General features: G+C 31.0%; 15 protein-coding genes and 1 tRNA gene. 10 read left to right on the forward strand and 6 right to left on the reverse strand.

All coding sequences use genetic code 11. The annotated features are described in order from the left end of the window. Positions 1-2 precede the first annotated feature (2 nt). Together LNQ49_RS10595 and LNQ49_RS10600 are read left to right on the forward strand one after the other, a co-directional pair. Positions 3-1,514: a helix-hairpin-helix domain-containing protein gene (locus tag LNQ49_RS10595; protein WP_229988770.1), complete on the forward strand. Its 1,512-nt coding sequence runs from the start codon at positions 3-5 to the stop codon at positions 1,512-1,514. Positions 1,515-1,557: 43 nt separating this feature from the next. Next, positions 1,558-2,556, forward strand: a complete 999-nt coding sequence (locus tag LNQ49_RS10600; protein WP_229988771.1) for a TerC/Alx family metal homeostasis membrane protein — start codon at positions 1,558-1,560, stop codon at positions 2,554-2,556. 74 nt (positions 2,557-2,630) lie between these two features. On the opposite strand, the gene LNQ49_RS10605 is transcribed toward LNQ49_RS10600, so the two are convergent. Next, positions 2,631-3,275: a hypothetical protein gene (locus LNQ49_RS10605; RefSeq protein ID WP_229988772.1), complete on the reverse strand. Its 645-nt coding sequence runs from the start codon at positions 3,273-3,275 to the stop codon at positions 2,631-2,633. Positions 3,276-3,613: 338 nt separating this feature from the next. Between LNQ49_RS10605 and LNQ49_RS10610 the strand changes: the two genes are divergently transcribed. Next, the gene (locus tag LNQ49_RS10610) at positions 3,614-3,847 is read left to right on the forward strand and encodes a hypothetical protein (protein WP_229988773.1); all 234 of its coding nucleotides are present in this window, start codon (positions 3,614-3,616) and stop codon (positions 3,845-3,847) included. Positions 3,848-3,984: 137 nt separating this feature from the next. On the opposite strand, the gene LNQ49_RS10615 is transcribed toward LNQ49_RS10610, so the two are convergent. The 4 genes from LNQ49_RS10615 to LNQ49_RS10630 form a co-directional block, all read right to left on the reverse strand. Continuing rightward, positions 3,985-4,575 carry a helix-turn-helix domain-containing protein gene (locus LNQ49_RS10615; RefSeq protein WP_229988774.1) on the reverse strand — a complete coding sequence of 197 codons (591 nt, stop codon included), beginning with the start codon at positions 4,573-4,575 and terminating at the stop codon, positions 3,985-3,987. After that, complete coding sequence (locus LNQ49_RS10620; RefSeq protein ID WP_229988775.1) at positions 4,545-4,886, reverse strand: type II toxin-antitoxin system HigB family toxin; 342 nt, start codon at positions 4,884-4,886, stop codon at positions 4,545-4,547. The genes LNQ49_RS10615 and LNQ49_RS10620 overlap by 31 nt, the downstream gene beginning before the upstream one ends. Positions 4,887-5,211: 325 nt before the next feature. After that, a complete protein-coding gene (locus LNQ49_RS10625) occupies positions 5,212-5,832 on the reverse strand; it encodes a DUF2306 domain-containing protein (protein WP_229988776.1) in 621 nt (206 codons plus the stop codon). A gap of 186 nt (positions 5,833-6,018) precedes the next feature. Then, positions 6,019-6,639, reverse strand: coding sequence for a Type 1 glutamine amidotransferase-like domain-containing protein (locus tag LNQ49_RS10630; RefSeq protein ID WP_229988777.1), 621 nt, complete (start codon positions 6,637-6,639; stop codon positions 6,019-6,021). A 674-nt stretch (positions 6,640-7,313) separates the two neighbouring features. Between LNQ49_RS10630 and LNQ49_RS10635 the strand changes: the two genes are divergently transcribed. Then, on the forward strand, positions 7,314-8,045 hold the full coding sequence (locus LNQ49_RS10635) for a hypothetical protein (protein ID WP_229988778.1): 732 nt from the start codon (positions 7,314-7,316) through the stop codon (positions 8,043-8,045). A gap of 365 nt (positions 8,046-8,410) precedes the next feature. Here LNQ49_RS10635 and LNQ49_RS10640 read toward each other — a convergent pair. Beyond that, a tRNA-Leu gene (locus LNQ49_RS10640) sits at positions 8,411-8,492 on the reverse strand. A 109-nt stretch (positions 8,493-8,601) separates the two neighbouring features. Here LNQ49_RS10640 and LNQ49_RS10645 point away from each other — a divergent pair. The 6 genes from LNQ49_RS10645 to LNQ49_RS10670 all read left to right on the forward strand — a co-directional run bounded on the left by LNQ49_RS10645 (position 8,602) and on the right by LNQ49_RS10670 (position 13,931). Beyond that, positions 8,602-9,990, forward strand: a complete 1,389-nt coding sequence (locus LNQ49_RS10645; RefSeq protein ID WP_229988779.1) for a dipeptidase — start codon at positions 8,602-8,604, stop codon at positions 9,988-9,990. 278 nt (positions 9,991-10,268) lie between these two features. Further along, positions 10,269-10,694, forward strand: a complete 426-nt coding sequence (locus tag LNQ49_RS10650; protein ID WP_229988780.1) for a hypothetical protein — start codon at positions 10,269-10,271, stop codon at positions 10,692-10,694. Between the two features lie 18 nt (positions 10,695-10,712). Continuing rightward, positions 10,713-11,669, forward strand: a complete 957-nt coding sequence (locus LNQ49_RS10655; protein WP_229988781.1) for a DUF6624 domain-containing protein — start codon at positions 10,713-10,715, stop codon at positions 11,667-11,669. Positions 11,670-11,674: 5 nt separating this feature from the next. Beyond that, complete coding sequence (locus tag LNQ49_RS10660; protein WP_229988782.1) at positions 11,675-12,046, forward strand: BlaI/MecI/CopY family transcriptional regulator; 372 nt, start codon at positions 11,675-11,677, stop codon at positions 12,044-12,046. Then, a complete protein-coding gene (locus LNQ49_RS10665; protein ID WP_229988783.1) occupies positions 12,043-13,269 on the forward strand; it encodes a M56 family metallopeptidase in 1,227 nt (408 codons plus the stop codon). Before LNQ49_RS10660 ends, LNQ49_RS10665 begins: the two co-directional genes overlap by 4 nt. Before the next feature lie 203 nt (positions 13,270-13,472). Next, a complete protein-coding gene (locus tag LNQ49_RS10670) occupies positions 13,473-13,931 on the forward strand; it encodes an energy transducer TonB (protein ID WP_229988785.1) in 459 nt (152 codons plus the stop codon). Positions 13,932-14,062 lie beyond the last annotated feature (131 nt).

A 14,062-nucleotide genomic window follows, 5' to 3' on the forward strand; every position in this document is an offset into this window, starting at 1 on the left:
TCATGAGTATAGTTACCGTAAAATCAATTAATGACCCCGCAAAATCATATCAATTTGTTGATAATGGAGAACCTATGCGTGGTGGCGTAAAGGATGTATATTTTAGTCCGGATAAAAAATATGTAGTCGCAATTTTTAGAGACAAATTAGACTTAAACCAAAAAGAAAGACTACAAAAAATAACTAATTATTATTTGCCTCAAATTCAGAGCAAGGAAGCAGGTGATTATTACTTAAATGAAGTTTTCAGATGGCCTACAGATGTTATCGAATATAACAATCTAACAGGGGTCATTGTACCGATCTACAATTCAAAATTTTTCTTTAAAAAAGGATATGCAACAAGTGATTTAATTCAGGGGAAAGAAAAACAAGGATTGTGGTTCTCAAGCTCTAAATTTAGAAATCCGCAATATCCGCTTAGAGTAGCAAATTCAGAATTGGGAGATTGGTTAAGTTATTTTCAGATTTCAGTTAATTTAACTCGAGGAGTAAAAAAAATGCACGCCATGGGATTGGCACATTCCGATTTATCACACAGGAATGTATTAGTAGATCCAATTGAAAAATCTGCTTGCATAATAGATATAGATGGATTAGTAGTTCCAGGATTATTTCAGGCAGAAGTAATTGGAACTCCAGGTTTTATAGCACCCGAAGTACTAGCAACTAAACATCTAAATAAAACAGACCCAAACAGAAAATTACCAAACAGACTAACAGATCTGCATGCCTTGCCTGTGCTTATTTATATGTTTTTATTACGGCGCCATCCATTAAAAGGAAGTAAAGTTCATGACCTAGATACCGAAAAAGATGATTTATTATCTATGGGCGAAAAAGCAATGTTTATAGAACACCCTACAGACAATACAAACAGACCTAAACTTAATCAGGTATCAAAATGGGATTTGCCTTGGGCAGATATCACCAAACTGCCTTATACAATTGCGGGACCTTACCTAAAAACATTATTCGATAAAGTATTTATAGATGGATTACACAATCCGATGCAAAGACCAACTGCTGAAGAATGGGAAATTGCATTATTAAAAACTTCAGATTTAATGCAGAAGTGCCACAACCCTTCCTGCGAACAAAAATGGTATGTTTTTGACAATACAAATACCCCAAGATGTCCCTTTTGTAAAACCTCTCACAAAGGCACACTTCCAGTTTTAGACCTGTATTATCAATACCAAGAATCGGTATGGAAACCAGAAAATCATAGATTAATGGTTTATAACGATCAGTACTTGTTTCAATGGCACGTTAATCGTAATATTGCCAGAAATGAAAAACTAACCTCAGAGCAGAAAATACCAGTGGGTTACTTTACATTTCATGACAATAAATGGGTATTGGTTAATCAAAAACTAACCTCTTTAAAGGATCTAACAGAAGATAAAGAAATCCCAATCGGTACAATGGTAGAGCTTACCGATGGAAAAAAACTACTCCTTTCTAGAGAAGAAGGAGGAAGAGTAATCATAATTACAATGGCTAACAAATAAATATAAAACAATTAAAAACAAAAATTAACTTAATAAATAACAAATGAACGAACATCCCATTTTCTCAGAACATCCTGGATTAATAGCAATTTTTGCAATCGCAGTAGTTATAATGCTATTATTAGATTTAGGTATTTTCAACAAAAAAAGTCATGTAGTAAGTAATAAAGAAGCTATTTCCTGGTCATTAGTATGGATAAGCTTAGCAATGGGTTTTAGTGGTTTAGTATACTATTATGCTGGTTCGGCTAAATTTTATGAATTCCAATCGGCGTATTGGATCGAAAAAGCACTTTCTGTAGACAACCTTTTTGTTTTTATATTAGTATTCAAGTTTTTTGATGTACCAAACACCAACAAACATAAAGTCTTATTCTGGGGTATCATAGGAGCTTTAGTACTAAGAGCTATATTTATATTCTCAGGTGCTTTCTTAATCGAATTAACGTATTTAAACAAGCTTTTAAGCCTAGTAGGTGTCGAAGGATTCAAATACGATATTAACTTAATCATGACTGCCTTTGGACTATTCTTAGTGTATGCAGGAATAAAATCATGGTCAGCAGGGAATGAAGACGAAGATGAAGACTACAACAACACAAGAGGAGCAAGATTAATTAGAAAGTTCTTTAGCGTAAGCGATAAATACGATGGTGATAAATTCTTCACAATCGAAAACGGAAAGAAACTAGCAACACCACTTTTGGTAGTTGTAGCAGTTATAGAATTTACAGATTTACTTTTTGCAGTAGATTCAATCCCTGCAATTTTTGCTATCTCAAATGATCCATTTATCCTTTATACATCAAACATATTTGCAATTTTAGGTTTAAGAGCATTGTTCTTCTTACTTGATAATTTCATCCATTTGTTTAGTAAACTACAATACGGACTAGCAATAATCCTTGCTTTTATTGGAGTAAAAATGATTATCTCACCATTCTATCACATAGAATCACTGTACTCTTTAATTGTTATTGCAGGTGTTTTAGTAATATCAGTAATCTTATCAGTTGCGTTTCCAGAGCCAAAAGAAGCATAAAACAAATAATATACACACTAAAAAAGACCTCAATTGAGGTCTTTTTTATTTTTGATAAGTATATAAAACAACTTTTAGTTTATAGTTCCGTATTCGTTAATATAATAAAGGTTTAATTTTTTAGTCCTTTTCGAATTATAATTTAAAATTTCATAACTTACAATTGGAGATAACTTCTTATTTTTTGGGTCATTATTTTCATCTTCAATTATTTTTCCTACTATATCGTATAGATTATCTTTTAAGAGGAAAAATAGAACGCTTCGAGCATTCTTTCTGTCTAACTTCTTATAGTTTTTTAAGTATTCGGGATATTTTTCTATTTTATAATCATTATCCTCATTTTGTTGAAAACAATAGAATTTATTATCGAAAATTACAAAGCCTTTCATACCTGATATATTAAAACCAGATTCTACTAAAATTGTAATTTCATTATCATTTTCATTAAGGTCATTTAAAGCTAAAATATTTTTAAACATTAAAATTTTATTTTCTGTATCTTCTTTTTGACTTTTAGCTTGAAACTCAATTAATCCAATTCCATATAGCGTTTTACATATACTATCCATTTTAGGGTCAATTTGATTTCTCAATTCATCAGTAGTTTTAGTTTCCCAAATTGGCTTCATCAAATTAAAATACTCATCTCCCAAACTTTGCGAGAATATATTTTGACATGTAAAAAAAATCAAAATGATTAAACTAAAAAGTTTCATATAATATAATTTAAACATTAAGTATAATATAATTAAGTTTGAAGAGGTTGAGCAATTTATAGCGAAGCATAATGTCCAACTTAAAATGCGATAAAGGTAATATTCTCAATTAGTAAATATACTCGAACCAAATCTTCCCTACACATTCTAATTAGCCAAATATAAAAGAATTATAGAGCTAAATAATTCTCCATGTAGAATATATTTTAGTATTCAAAAAAAATCATAAGTTTTCTGTTTATGAAAAAATCAAATAGAATTGGACTCATATATGAGTCCAATTAAAAAATATTTCTGGTGACTTTTGTTCTTATTGTATTTAACTAAACTCAAAAATCATGAGTACAAACAACCTTTCAAAAGAAACAGAATTAAGATTAATCGATTTTTTCGACAAAACAATTGACCCAAAAACTATGGCAAAAACAATAAGACAAGTAAACTATATTGTTACTTTAAGTTTAATGAGGAAAAATGAAACACTCGAATGCGAAATAATCAACCTAGGAATAGCCTTTTATTGGCTCAATGAATTAGCCGAAGTTCTAAATCCATATCTCGATGAAGAATGAATTACACACAAAAAACATCCACAAACTTGTCATTCTGAGGAACGAAGACCCGAGCGATAGCGAATAGACGAAGTAATCACATAAAGCAACTCGATAATCTAGGAATACACTGTGTTAGCTTCTTGTAGAAATTCCTTTTAACATAAAAATAAATCGTCATCTGTTAGTCTTACATTTGGTTTTCCTAATTTTCTCACAGCTTCCTTTACCTTCGTTTGGTCTTCTTTCGATAAGAATACAGGTATTAACAGAGTTATATCTATTTTTAACAATCGATTTATTATAATTAAATCTTTTAGCGTGAATGGCTTAATTCCATTCATTAGTTCAGACATATGAGTCTTACTTTTATGCCCTAAAATTGAGGCTAAATTCTCTTGAGTTAAATCAAGTTCCTTGATTTTTCTTCTAATTGTAAGTTTTCTATTTTCTATAAACAACCTTTCTAGCTCCGCAATACGTTCCGATTTTTCACTTTCGATAAGCTTATTATCGTCAATTGCATCAATATCGCTCCATTCAGAATTTTCATATTTTTCGATTATGTCACGAAGTTTAACCCTTAAGTTTTTAAAATGAAAGTTTTCCTTCGCAAGAAGTCTCAGTTTTCTATCAGCTATAAGAGCTCTTTCATAATCCAATTCGTTTGTGATTACTCCTTTTTCTACAATATTTTCTATGTCAAAATGTGTTTTCATTATTCTATATGTCCAAATTTCCTCAACCATTTTTCAATGGTTATTTTATTATTTTTAAATATCGTCTCATATTCTTGATGAGTGCCAGCCCATACAATTGTAGCTTCACCATCATCGTCAAGCTCAATCAATATTAATGTACGATGAATATTGATATTAAAAAAATAAAAACCATCGGAATGAACACAATCGGCATCATTTCTAATATCACTAATACTTTTTTCACTGGACTTAAAACTTTCTAAATCAGAAATTAACGAATCAATTGCACTGCACAGTTTTGCATTACCTATATTTTTATTTTTAACTTTTAAAATTATTTTTTTTCCTAAAACTCTCATAGTAATAACTTTGCAAAAATAACAAAAGTTCTGATATAAACCGAACTTTTGTGATTGATTATGTTTTCTGTTTGATTCAAAAAGTTGCATTTACATGAAATAACCCATCGTATACGCACCCCTTACTGGATAAATCAGCAAAGATCTGTTTCAATTCATAACACATCAAATATATAAATATTTTCTTACAATTAATATACGAGCTTATCTTTCAGATAAAGAAACACATAAAAACAAGTCGATAATCTGGGGGTAAATTGTGTTAGCATCTTGCGCAGATTCTTCGTAAGTCAGAAAGACAAGACTGGGCAGAAAAATACGTTGTTTAGTTTACTACTCTTCGCTTCTCCATTCTTTTCACAATTAGAAAGGCAACCAATAGGTTCGGCACCCAACAAAGCCAAGCAACAATTCTATATGCAGGGGTAAACGCATTAAAAAGAATAACTAAAATAGGAAGCCAAATTCTAAGAGTCACTGCAGCAAAACACAAAGCATAACTGTATATCATCATTTTTTCATGGCTATCAGTCATTCCTTTTTTAATATCAAGATAAGCTCTTAAGGTGGTGTAGAACCACAAAACACCTAAGCAAGCAAAACCCAAAGATGCTATAGGTCCGCCCGTGGAGTAAAAAGCAACATACAAACTTGCCAATGCACTTAATAAAGATGAGATTACATAAACCTTACCTATCTGTCTATGTAGTGTAATTCTTTTAGCTCGCATTTTCGAACTGAATTGGATCCATCCGATAAGCAATGCTAGCCCACCCAAAACTATGTGAATGTAAAAGGCTGAATTCCAAAAAATACTATTTAATAGTACCTCACTTTTTGAATTTAGTAAGCCAAATTTTTTATCAAAAATAAAATAGAGAGTTGGATACAATCCAATGATTATTGCAAATGTTGCAAATAATATCCAAAGTGCTTTTTTAGTCATTATGTGTGCTTTTTATTAAACTACTACTTAATACATCCAAAAAACAAACCCTCCTCCTACCATTCGTCCATTACTAGACAAACCTGTAAGTACCTGGTTTACTTTATGCCACTGCCAAATACACAATTATTTACTTACAAATAATCAAACCACCATTTAATTTTAACCAACCCTCGTTACGCACTTTTATTTATTCCCAACAATTCTAAATACCTCCCCCGTTACTTCAATCGCTTCAGTATTGCTTATTGGAACAAATTTAATTTTGTCTTTAAGGTCAGTAATTATTTCTTCGACTGCATTTTTAAAAGGTTCGTTTGTATGATGAGGCAAAGGATAAAAATCAATTAAGTTTAGAGCTTTATAATCAGTTAAATTTTCAGCTTTAGTCTTATCATCCATTTTTTCGACATACTGTATGTTTGGAGATGCAATTACAGAACCTGCAGAAGCACCAATGTAGGGTTTCCCTTTTTTGATTTCTTCGATTATGATAGTATCAGTTCCTGTCTTCACAAACTCATTGAGCAAAAAAAAAGTATTTCCGCCAGATACATATATCATATCGTTCTTCTTAATAGTGGTTTTGATATTTTCAGGAGAATCTGTAGAAACATCCAACACATCAACAATAAGTCCTAGATTTACAAATGCACGTTTGTCATTATCTACATATCCTTTATACTCTTCGGGTATACTCGCTGTAGGAATAAAGGTAATTGTTTTGTTTTTTAGCTTTTCACCAATAAAAGGCTCTAAAAATTCGGCTACATCAACAAACGATGATGTTAAAAAAAGTTTTTTCATTGTATATATTCCTTAATTTATATTTTTTCAGCTTGTGTTTCAAATCGTCTACAATGTGTATAAATGCAAAAAATGACAAACGAATCATTCTTAAGAACGAGGCATCACATAAAACAACTTCGCGATCTAGTTTTACCGTATGTTAGCTTCTTGGAGAAGCACTTCCAATTCAAGAATAAAAGTATCTAAAAACCAATAATCTACCTAAATTAAAGGCATAAAAAAATCCTATTTTATTGTATATCGGAAAAAACTGCAACTTTTCTAGAATTGCAAATAAATCTACATTTTATTGTCTAATGTTTCCTTAAACTGTTTGTCTTTTTTGATTAAAAAACACCTACAAACTTATAATTAAAGATTAAAAGGTCTGACCTACTTTTTTAAATTATTATAAAAAAATACTTATATAATTGTTTAAACAGAACAAAATGTATATTTTTACTTTTTTGAAAGAAAATACTGTAATAAAACACCACTCCCATTTATAGACAAAAAATAGTAGACGGACATATCATAATAAATTGATTCACTACTTTTTTTAGTGAATTATAAAAATTTAATTAATACCCTAAATGAAGAAACTATTTGAGTGGGTTCACCAAACAACTGTAATTGTTTGGTGAACCATAGTAAATCCTAGTAAAAAAATATTATTAAATTAAAATTTCAAAATGACAAAAATTAAAATTTTAGTTTTGGGGCTGATAGCAATTTTCTTTGTAGCAATCTCATGTTCAAAGGAAGAAAGCCTCAATCAAAATACGAATGCAACTACAAACAAAGAGAACTTGCTTTTGCAAAAAAAATATAACTTTAACAATATCAATTTAAATGTCGATAAATCAAATATATCAACATTTAAAAATTTCAACAACCTAAATAAACTTACAAATAAATCTAGTAAATCAGAAGAACTTGATTTAAGAAAGGTTACAGAAATAAATTGGAAAGATAATATAACATCATATTTTATTCCCTTTACGAATAATCCAAATAAATCCATTGTAATTGTAGTAACTAATGATAATACAAACGATAACAATATTGATTTTAGTAAGGGAACGATTGTTGAAAATAATGTAAATCAAAATACGGGCACAGGTTATATTATAATAACTACACAAGAAAACACAGTACAGAAATCATTTGTAAATGGTGTTCTTACTCAACAATTAACTTTATCAGGAAAAAAAACTTTTAGAGCATGTTTCGATGATGCTTACAATAGTATTTGTGATGGATTTATTGGATGCGCTTCTTGGTATTCGAATCCATTACCAGCCCTAACAGCAGTTGCGTATTGTGGTGCAACCACATACAAGGAAACACTTGTTGATCAACCTATAGATGAATCACCAATTATTTTAGAGCCTCTAGAGCCTAAACCAAAATTGAAACTATAAAAAAAACAATAATATATTAAATGTATAAATGAAAAAGAAAAAAATATTATTAATATCAGTCATTGGATTGATTGTAGGGACATTAATTAAATTACAAGGATACAAAACCTTAGGAGATACATTTCTCGGTCTTTCAACACTAGTTTGGCTTTTCATTATTATCCCTCTTATTTATAAATTTATGAATAGAAATCAGAAGACATAAATAATGCATGTCCGATGTAGAAAACTCAATAATAGAAACAAAGAAATTATCATACTTAAAAAGACAATCCCTAAATGATTAAAGCATTAATGTTTCGGCAAAATTTAGGCAAAACAAAAAACCCTTAAAATATAATTTTAAGGGTTTTCAAAGTAAGTAGTGCGGATAATAGGACTCGAACCTACACGCCTTGCGGCACCAGATCCTAAGTCTGGCATGTCTACCAATTTCACCATATCCGCTCAATTGTGGGTGCAAAGATAGTCATAACTTTGACATTACAAAGCATTTTCTAAAAAAAATATTCATTCTATTTTTTGTACTTTTGAAATTCTATAAAAATCAATTTAAATGGACACTATAAAAGCATACGTTCAACAACACAAAGAACGCTTTATCAATGAATTAGTCGAATTATTAAAAATTCCTTCAGTAAGTGCAGACACAGCATACTCACAAGACGTTATTGACACATCCGAGGCAGTAAAGGCAAGTTTAGAGAAAGCGGGATGCGATTTTGTCGAAATTTGTGACACTCCGGGCTACCCAATTGTATATGGAGAGAAAATAATCGATCCCAATTTACCAACCGTATTAGTTTACGGTCACTATGATGTTCAACCACCAGATCCAATAGAGTTATGGACATCACCTCCATTTGAACCAGTTATCAAAAAAACCGAAATTCACCCAGAAGGAGCCATATTTGCTCGTGGTGCTTGCGATGACAAAGGACAAATGTACATGCACGTAAAAGCATTAGAATATATGGTACAAAGCAATACCTTGCCTTGTAACGTAAAATTCATGATAGAAGGAGAAGAAGAAGTAGGGTCTAAAAGCCTAGGATGGTTTGTAGAACGCAATCAAGAAAAACTTAAGAATGATGTGATCTTAATTTCTGACACAGGAATGATATCAAATCAACAACCATCTATAACAACAGGATTACGTGGATTAAGCTATGTAGAAGTTGAAGTTACAGGACCAAACCGCGATTTACATTCAGGATTATACGGAGGAGCAGTTGCAAACCCAATTAATGTACTTGCCAAAATGATTGCTTCACTTCATGATGAAGACAACCATATTACGATTCCAGGATTCTATGACAATGTCGAAGAATTATCATTAGAGGAAAGAGCCGAAATGGCAAAAGCACCATTTAGCTTAGAGAAATACAAAAAAGCTTTAGACTTAAATGACGTTTATGGCGAAAAAGGATATGTAACCAACGAACGTAACTCTATAAGACCAACATTAGATGTAAACGGAATTTGGGGTGGATACACTGGTGAAGGAGCTAAAACTGTTATAGCAAGTAAAGCTTACGCAAAAATATCAATGCGTTTGGTACCTAATCAAGATTGGGAAAACATTACTGAATTATTCTCAAAACACTTTACAAGCATTGCACCTGCTGGCGTAACTGTAAAAGTTACTCCTCATCACGGTGGACAAGGATATGTAACACCTATTGATAGCATTGGTTACAAAGCGGCAAATATGGCGTATACTGAAACTTTTGGAGTTCCTGCAATTCCAGTTCGTTCAGGCGGAAGTATTCCGATTGTAGCATTATTCGAAAAAGAATTAAAAAGCAAAACAATCTTAATGGGATTCGGACTTGATAGCGATGCAATTCACTCTCCAAACGAGCATTTCGGAATCTTCAATTACCTAAAAGGAATTGAAACTATTCCATTATTTTACAAATACTTTGTAGAGCTTTCTAAATAGTTCATACAGCAACATACCTTAAAATCCGTTCAGCAATGAGCGGATTTTTTTTATGGGCGTTCCCTTCGGTCGGGCTATCCACTATATCTTTTATGCCATTAGCATGACAAAAAAGGATACCGCTCCTATCCCTAACGCATCCCTGCATACAAGAAAATTTAAATACAAATCATCAGAGCCTTAAGTACTTAATCACTTGTAATTTTTTTTAAAAATTATTTGCATAATAAAAATTTAACTCTACATTTGTAGAACACAATCTATAAACGTAGAATAAAATGAATCGTAAAATAGCTTTCCTACTACTACTTTTTTCTTGTTTGGGCTGTAAAACCGAACAGATCAATCAAAAAATCGACAAAAAAAAGGAAGGCAAATGGATTGATATTTACGTACAAGACAATATTCAATACAAATCAATTGAATACTACAAGCACAATGAACCTATTAAAAAGTGGAAATCATACATAGACGGAAAAATACATAAAACCGAAAAATTCAAAAACGGAATCAGTTCTGTAAAAAACTATTATAGAAACGGAAAAATAGAATCAAAAGGAAAAACAAGAATAGATACCGATTCAAAACAAACACATTGGTATTATTTCGGAGATTGGAAATACTATACAGACAAAGGAAAATGTGTAGCCATTAAAAAATACAACAACGGAGAATTGCTATCAGAACAACAAATTAACCAATAAACCAAACCTATTTAAATTATGAAAAAATGCTTTATCTTTATTCTAATTGCACTCAATAGTATTGCCATTCAGGCGCAAACCTATAGTGATTACGTTCAAAAAGGAGATTCATATTACAACAACTCGTCCTATAAAGCATCAACAGCATTTTATGAAAAGGCTTTCAAAAAACAACACACAAATGCCTCCGATTTATACAATGGTGCTTGTGCTGCGGCACTAGCAAATGAATCAAAAATCGCATTCAAATGGTTAAATCTAGCAATCGACAATGGTTATGAAGATTTCGGCCATCTAAAAAAAGACAGCGATTTAAAAACATTATACTCACAAAAAGAGTGGGGTAAACTAATTGAAAAATTTCAAAAGAAAATAGATATTATCGAAGTCAATTATGACAAACCTTTACAAAAGGAATTACTTACAATTTATGATGATGACCAAGGAGTACGACAAGATTTTATGACTGTTTACAAAGACAAAAAACACGACAAGAAGAAAATTGACAGTATTGGGAAAGTAATGATTTATAAAGACAGTATAAATTTGATTAAAGTAACCAAAATTCTGGATGAAAGAGGATGGGTCGGAAAAAATACAATTGGCTCGCAAGCCAACCAAACCCTCTTTTTAGTCATACAGCATTCACCACTGAAAACACAACAAAAATACCTTCCGATGATGAGAGATGCAGTCAAAGAAGGAAATGCAAAAGCAACTGCATTGGCTTTATTAGAAGATCGTGTTGCCCTAAGAGAAGGAAGAAGACAAATTTATGGAAGTCAAGCTTCCATGAATACCCCAACAAGAAAAAGCTACATTTATCCAATTGAAGATCCTGATAATGTAGATAAAAGACGAGCCGAAATAGGCTTAGAACCCATAGCCGAATATGCAAAAAATTTCGATATTATTTGGGATCTTGAAGCCTATAAAAAAGAATTACCAGAATTAGAAAAACTTACAAAAAAATAAATACTATGCAATTATCAAACTCAGAAGAACAATTAATGGAACACCTCTGGAAGCTTGAAAAAGCATTCATGAGGGATTTGCTAGAAGCTTATCCAGAGCCAAAACCAGCAACAACAACCATTGCAACTTTGCTAAAAAGAATGATTGATAAAAAATTTGTTGCTTATAACGAATTTGGAAATTCAAGAGAATATTATCCATTGGTAAAAAAAACAACCTATTTCTCTAAACACGTAAACGGATTGATTAGCAATTTCTTTAATAATTCAGCATCACAATTTGCTTCATTCTTCACAACCGAAACCAATCTATCAACTTCGGAACTTGAAGAACTCAAAAAAATAATTGACTCACAAATTCAAAAAAAGAAAAAATGATAACATATCTTTTAAAATCAGGAATATTATTATTTATACTATTTGCAGTATATAAATTGTGGTTGGAAAACGAAAAAATGTTCCGCTTCAATAGGATTTATTTACTTGGGAGTTTGATTTTTAGTTTTATAATCCCATTAAATCTTTTTGCGGTCAAATCTTTGTTTAGTAACGAAACAAATGCAATTCAACTAGAAGAAATCATAATTAAAACGAGTAACAAAGTTTTAAATGAAGTCAACACACAACAGATTATATTTTATGCTCTATCCTTGATTTATGCTACAGTTGCATTACTATTGAGTATTCGCTTTATCCTTAATTTATACTCCTTTTATAAAAAAATAAAAACGAGCAAATCACAAATTACCAACAACGAAAAAATAATTTTAATTGAAGAACCTATTTTACCACATTCCTTTTTCAATTCTATTTTTATAAACGAAAACGATTACAAAAACAATAAACTTCCAGCAGAATTACTAGCTCACGAAAAAGCTCATATCCAACAAAAACATACTTTGGATATTCTTTTCATAGAAGTATTGCAAATCCTGTTCTGGTTCAATCCATTGCTAATTTTATACAAACGTGCAATCAAACTAAATCATGAATTTCTGGCCGACGAAGCCGTAATAATCCAGTTAGATTCCGTTTCACATTATCAAAATTTATTACTAAAAATGGCTTCTAACCAAAGCCAAATTGCACTAGCAAGTGCTATTAATTTTCAAATAACAAAAAAACGTTTACTTATGATGACAAAACAAGAATCTCGATTAAGAACACTATTAAAAACCTCGGCAGTAGGCTTTGTGTTCGCTACATTATTTTTTGCTTTTAACACCGCAACTATTGCACAAGGAAACAACAGAAAAGCAGAAAATGAACCCCAAAAATTCCTTACCGATTCTACCCAAGACACAACACAACCAGAATATCCAGGTGGAATGACAGAATTTTACAAGTTTGTGGGGAAAAATTTCAAAATCCCTCAAGAGGCAACAAAAAACAAAGTCTCAGGAAAAGTTCTTATAAACTTTTTTGTAGAAAAAGACGGTTCATTATCCGAATACAAAATAGCAAATGATTTAGGATACGGATTAGGCGACGAAGTTATTCGCGTATTAAAACTTTCTCCTAAATGGAAACCAGGCACACTAAACAATGAACCAGCGAGAGTAATGTACACTTTACCAATAACTGTTCAAACAGAAAAATAAAAAGCATTATTTTAAATCACAACCAACAGGTTATATTATAAAAACGAAAACAATTTTACGACTAAATCTCAAAATAAAGAAAAACTTATACCTGTTTTAAAATTGCTCTTAAATGGATAGTAGCGTTATAAATACTATGTAAAAATAAAAGCATACTTTAGCTCATAATATTAATTATTCCATAACTAAAAAACGTTTTTTAAATGACCTGTAAAAAAGAATCTTCGATTAAAGAAGGCTTCAAAATGCTATCTGTAGGTATGATTTTCATTTTCCTGTTACTATCTTTTAGCACAAAAGCCAATGCACAAACAGTTGAAAACAAAGAACAGAATGAACTTATTGAACCCTTTCATAGAGTCGAAAAACAGCCTGAATTTCCTGGTGGAATGAGAATGTTTTACAAGTTCTTCTACGCATTTTTCAAGATGCCTAATGCAGCATACGAAAACAAAATTTCCGGAAAACTTCTCCTTCGATTTACTGTAGAAATTGACGGTTCTTTATCAAATATTAAAATCATAAAAGACCTTGGTTATGGATTAGGAGAAGAAGCTGTTCGTGTTTTGAAAAGATCTATAAAATGGATTCCGGCTTCAGATAAAGGCAAAGCAGTTCCTCTTCAGTTTTCATTACCAATATCTATCGTCTATGCTGAATAAAAAAAATACTGTTTTCATTAGAAAATAATTTCACATTACAAGATAGTTTTCCGTTCACATTTATAAGAAATAAAAAAAAAAAATCCGCTTCTACTACTAGAAGCGGATTAAATAAAAAAAACTAAAAAAAA

Origin of the sequence: Flavobacterium pisciphilum (assembly GCF_020905345.1) — a bacterium.
GTDB classification, from domain to species: Bacteria; Bacteroidota; Bacteroidia; order Flavobacteriales; family Flavobacteriaceae; genus Flavobacterium; species Flavobacterium pisciphilum.

Excerpts from the sequence above, each read along its gene's own strand:
- LNQ49_RS10600 (WP_229988771.1), top strand. The coding sequence starts at position 1,558 with ATGAACGAACATCCCATTTTCTCAGAACATCCTGGATTAATAGCAATT.
- LNQ49_RS10610 (WP_229988773.1), top strand. The coding sequence starts at position 3,614 with ATGAGTACAAACAACCTTTCAAAAGAAACAGAATTAAGATTAATCGAT.
- LNQ49_RS10655 (WP_229988781.1), top strand. The coding sequence starts at position 10,713 with ATGAAAAAATGCTTTATCTTTATTCTAATTGCACTCAATAGTATTGCC.
- LNQ49_RS10650 (WP_229988780.1), top strand. The coding sequence starts at position 10,269 with ATGAATCGTAAAATAGCTTTCCTACTACTACTTTTTTCTTGTTTGGGC.
- LNQ49_RS10635 (WP_229988778.1), top strand. The coding sequence starts at position 7,314 with ATGACAAAAATTAAAATTTTAGTTTTGGGGCTGATAGCAATTTTCTTT.
- LNQ49_RS10605 (WP_229988772.1), bottom strand. The coding sequence starts at position 3,275 with ATGAAACTTTTTAGTTTAATCATTTTGATTTTTTTTACATGTCAAAAT.
- LNQ49_RS10660 (WP_229988782.1), top strand. The coding sequence starts at position 11,675 with ATGCAATTATCAAACTCAGAAGAACAATTAATGGAACACCTCTGGAAG.
- LNQ49_RS10625 (WP_229988776.1), bottom strand. The coding sequence starts at position 5,832 with ATGACTAAAAAAGCACTTTGGATATTATTTGCAACATTTGCAATAATC.
- LNQ49_RS10645 (WP_229988779.1), top strand. The coding sequence starts at position 8,602 with ATGGACACTATAAAAGCATACGTTCAACAACACAAAGAACGCTTTATC.
- LNQ49_RS10615 (WP_229988774.1), bottom strand. The coding sequence starts at position 4,575 with ATGGTTGAGGAAATTTGGACATATAGAATAATGAAAACACATTTTGAC.
- LNQ49_RS10670 (WP_229988785.1), top strand. The coding sequence starts at position 13,473 with ATGACCTGTAAAAAAGAATCTTCGATTAAAGAAGGCTTCAAAATGCTA.
- LNQ49_RS10620 (WP_229988775.1), bottom strand. The coding sequence starts at position 4,886 with ATGAGAGTTTTAGGAAAAAAAATAATTTTAAAAGTTAAAAATAAAAAT.
- LNQ49_RS10665 (WP_229988783.1), top strand. The coding sequence starts at position 12,043 with ATGATAACATATCTTTTAAAATCAGGAATATTATTATTTATACTATTT.
- LNQ49_RS10630 (WP_229988777.1), bottom strand. The coding sequence starts at position 6,639 with ATGAAAAAACTTTTTTTAACATCATCGTTTGTTGATGTAGCCGAATTT.
- LNQ49_RS10595 (WP_229988770.1), top strand. The coding sequence starts at position 3 with ATGAGTATAGTTACCGTAAAATCAATTAATGACCCCGCAAAATCATAT.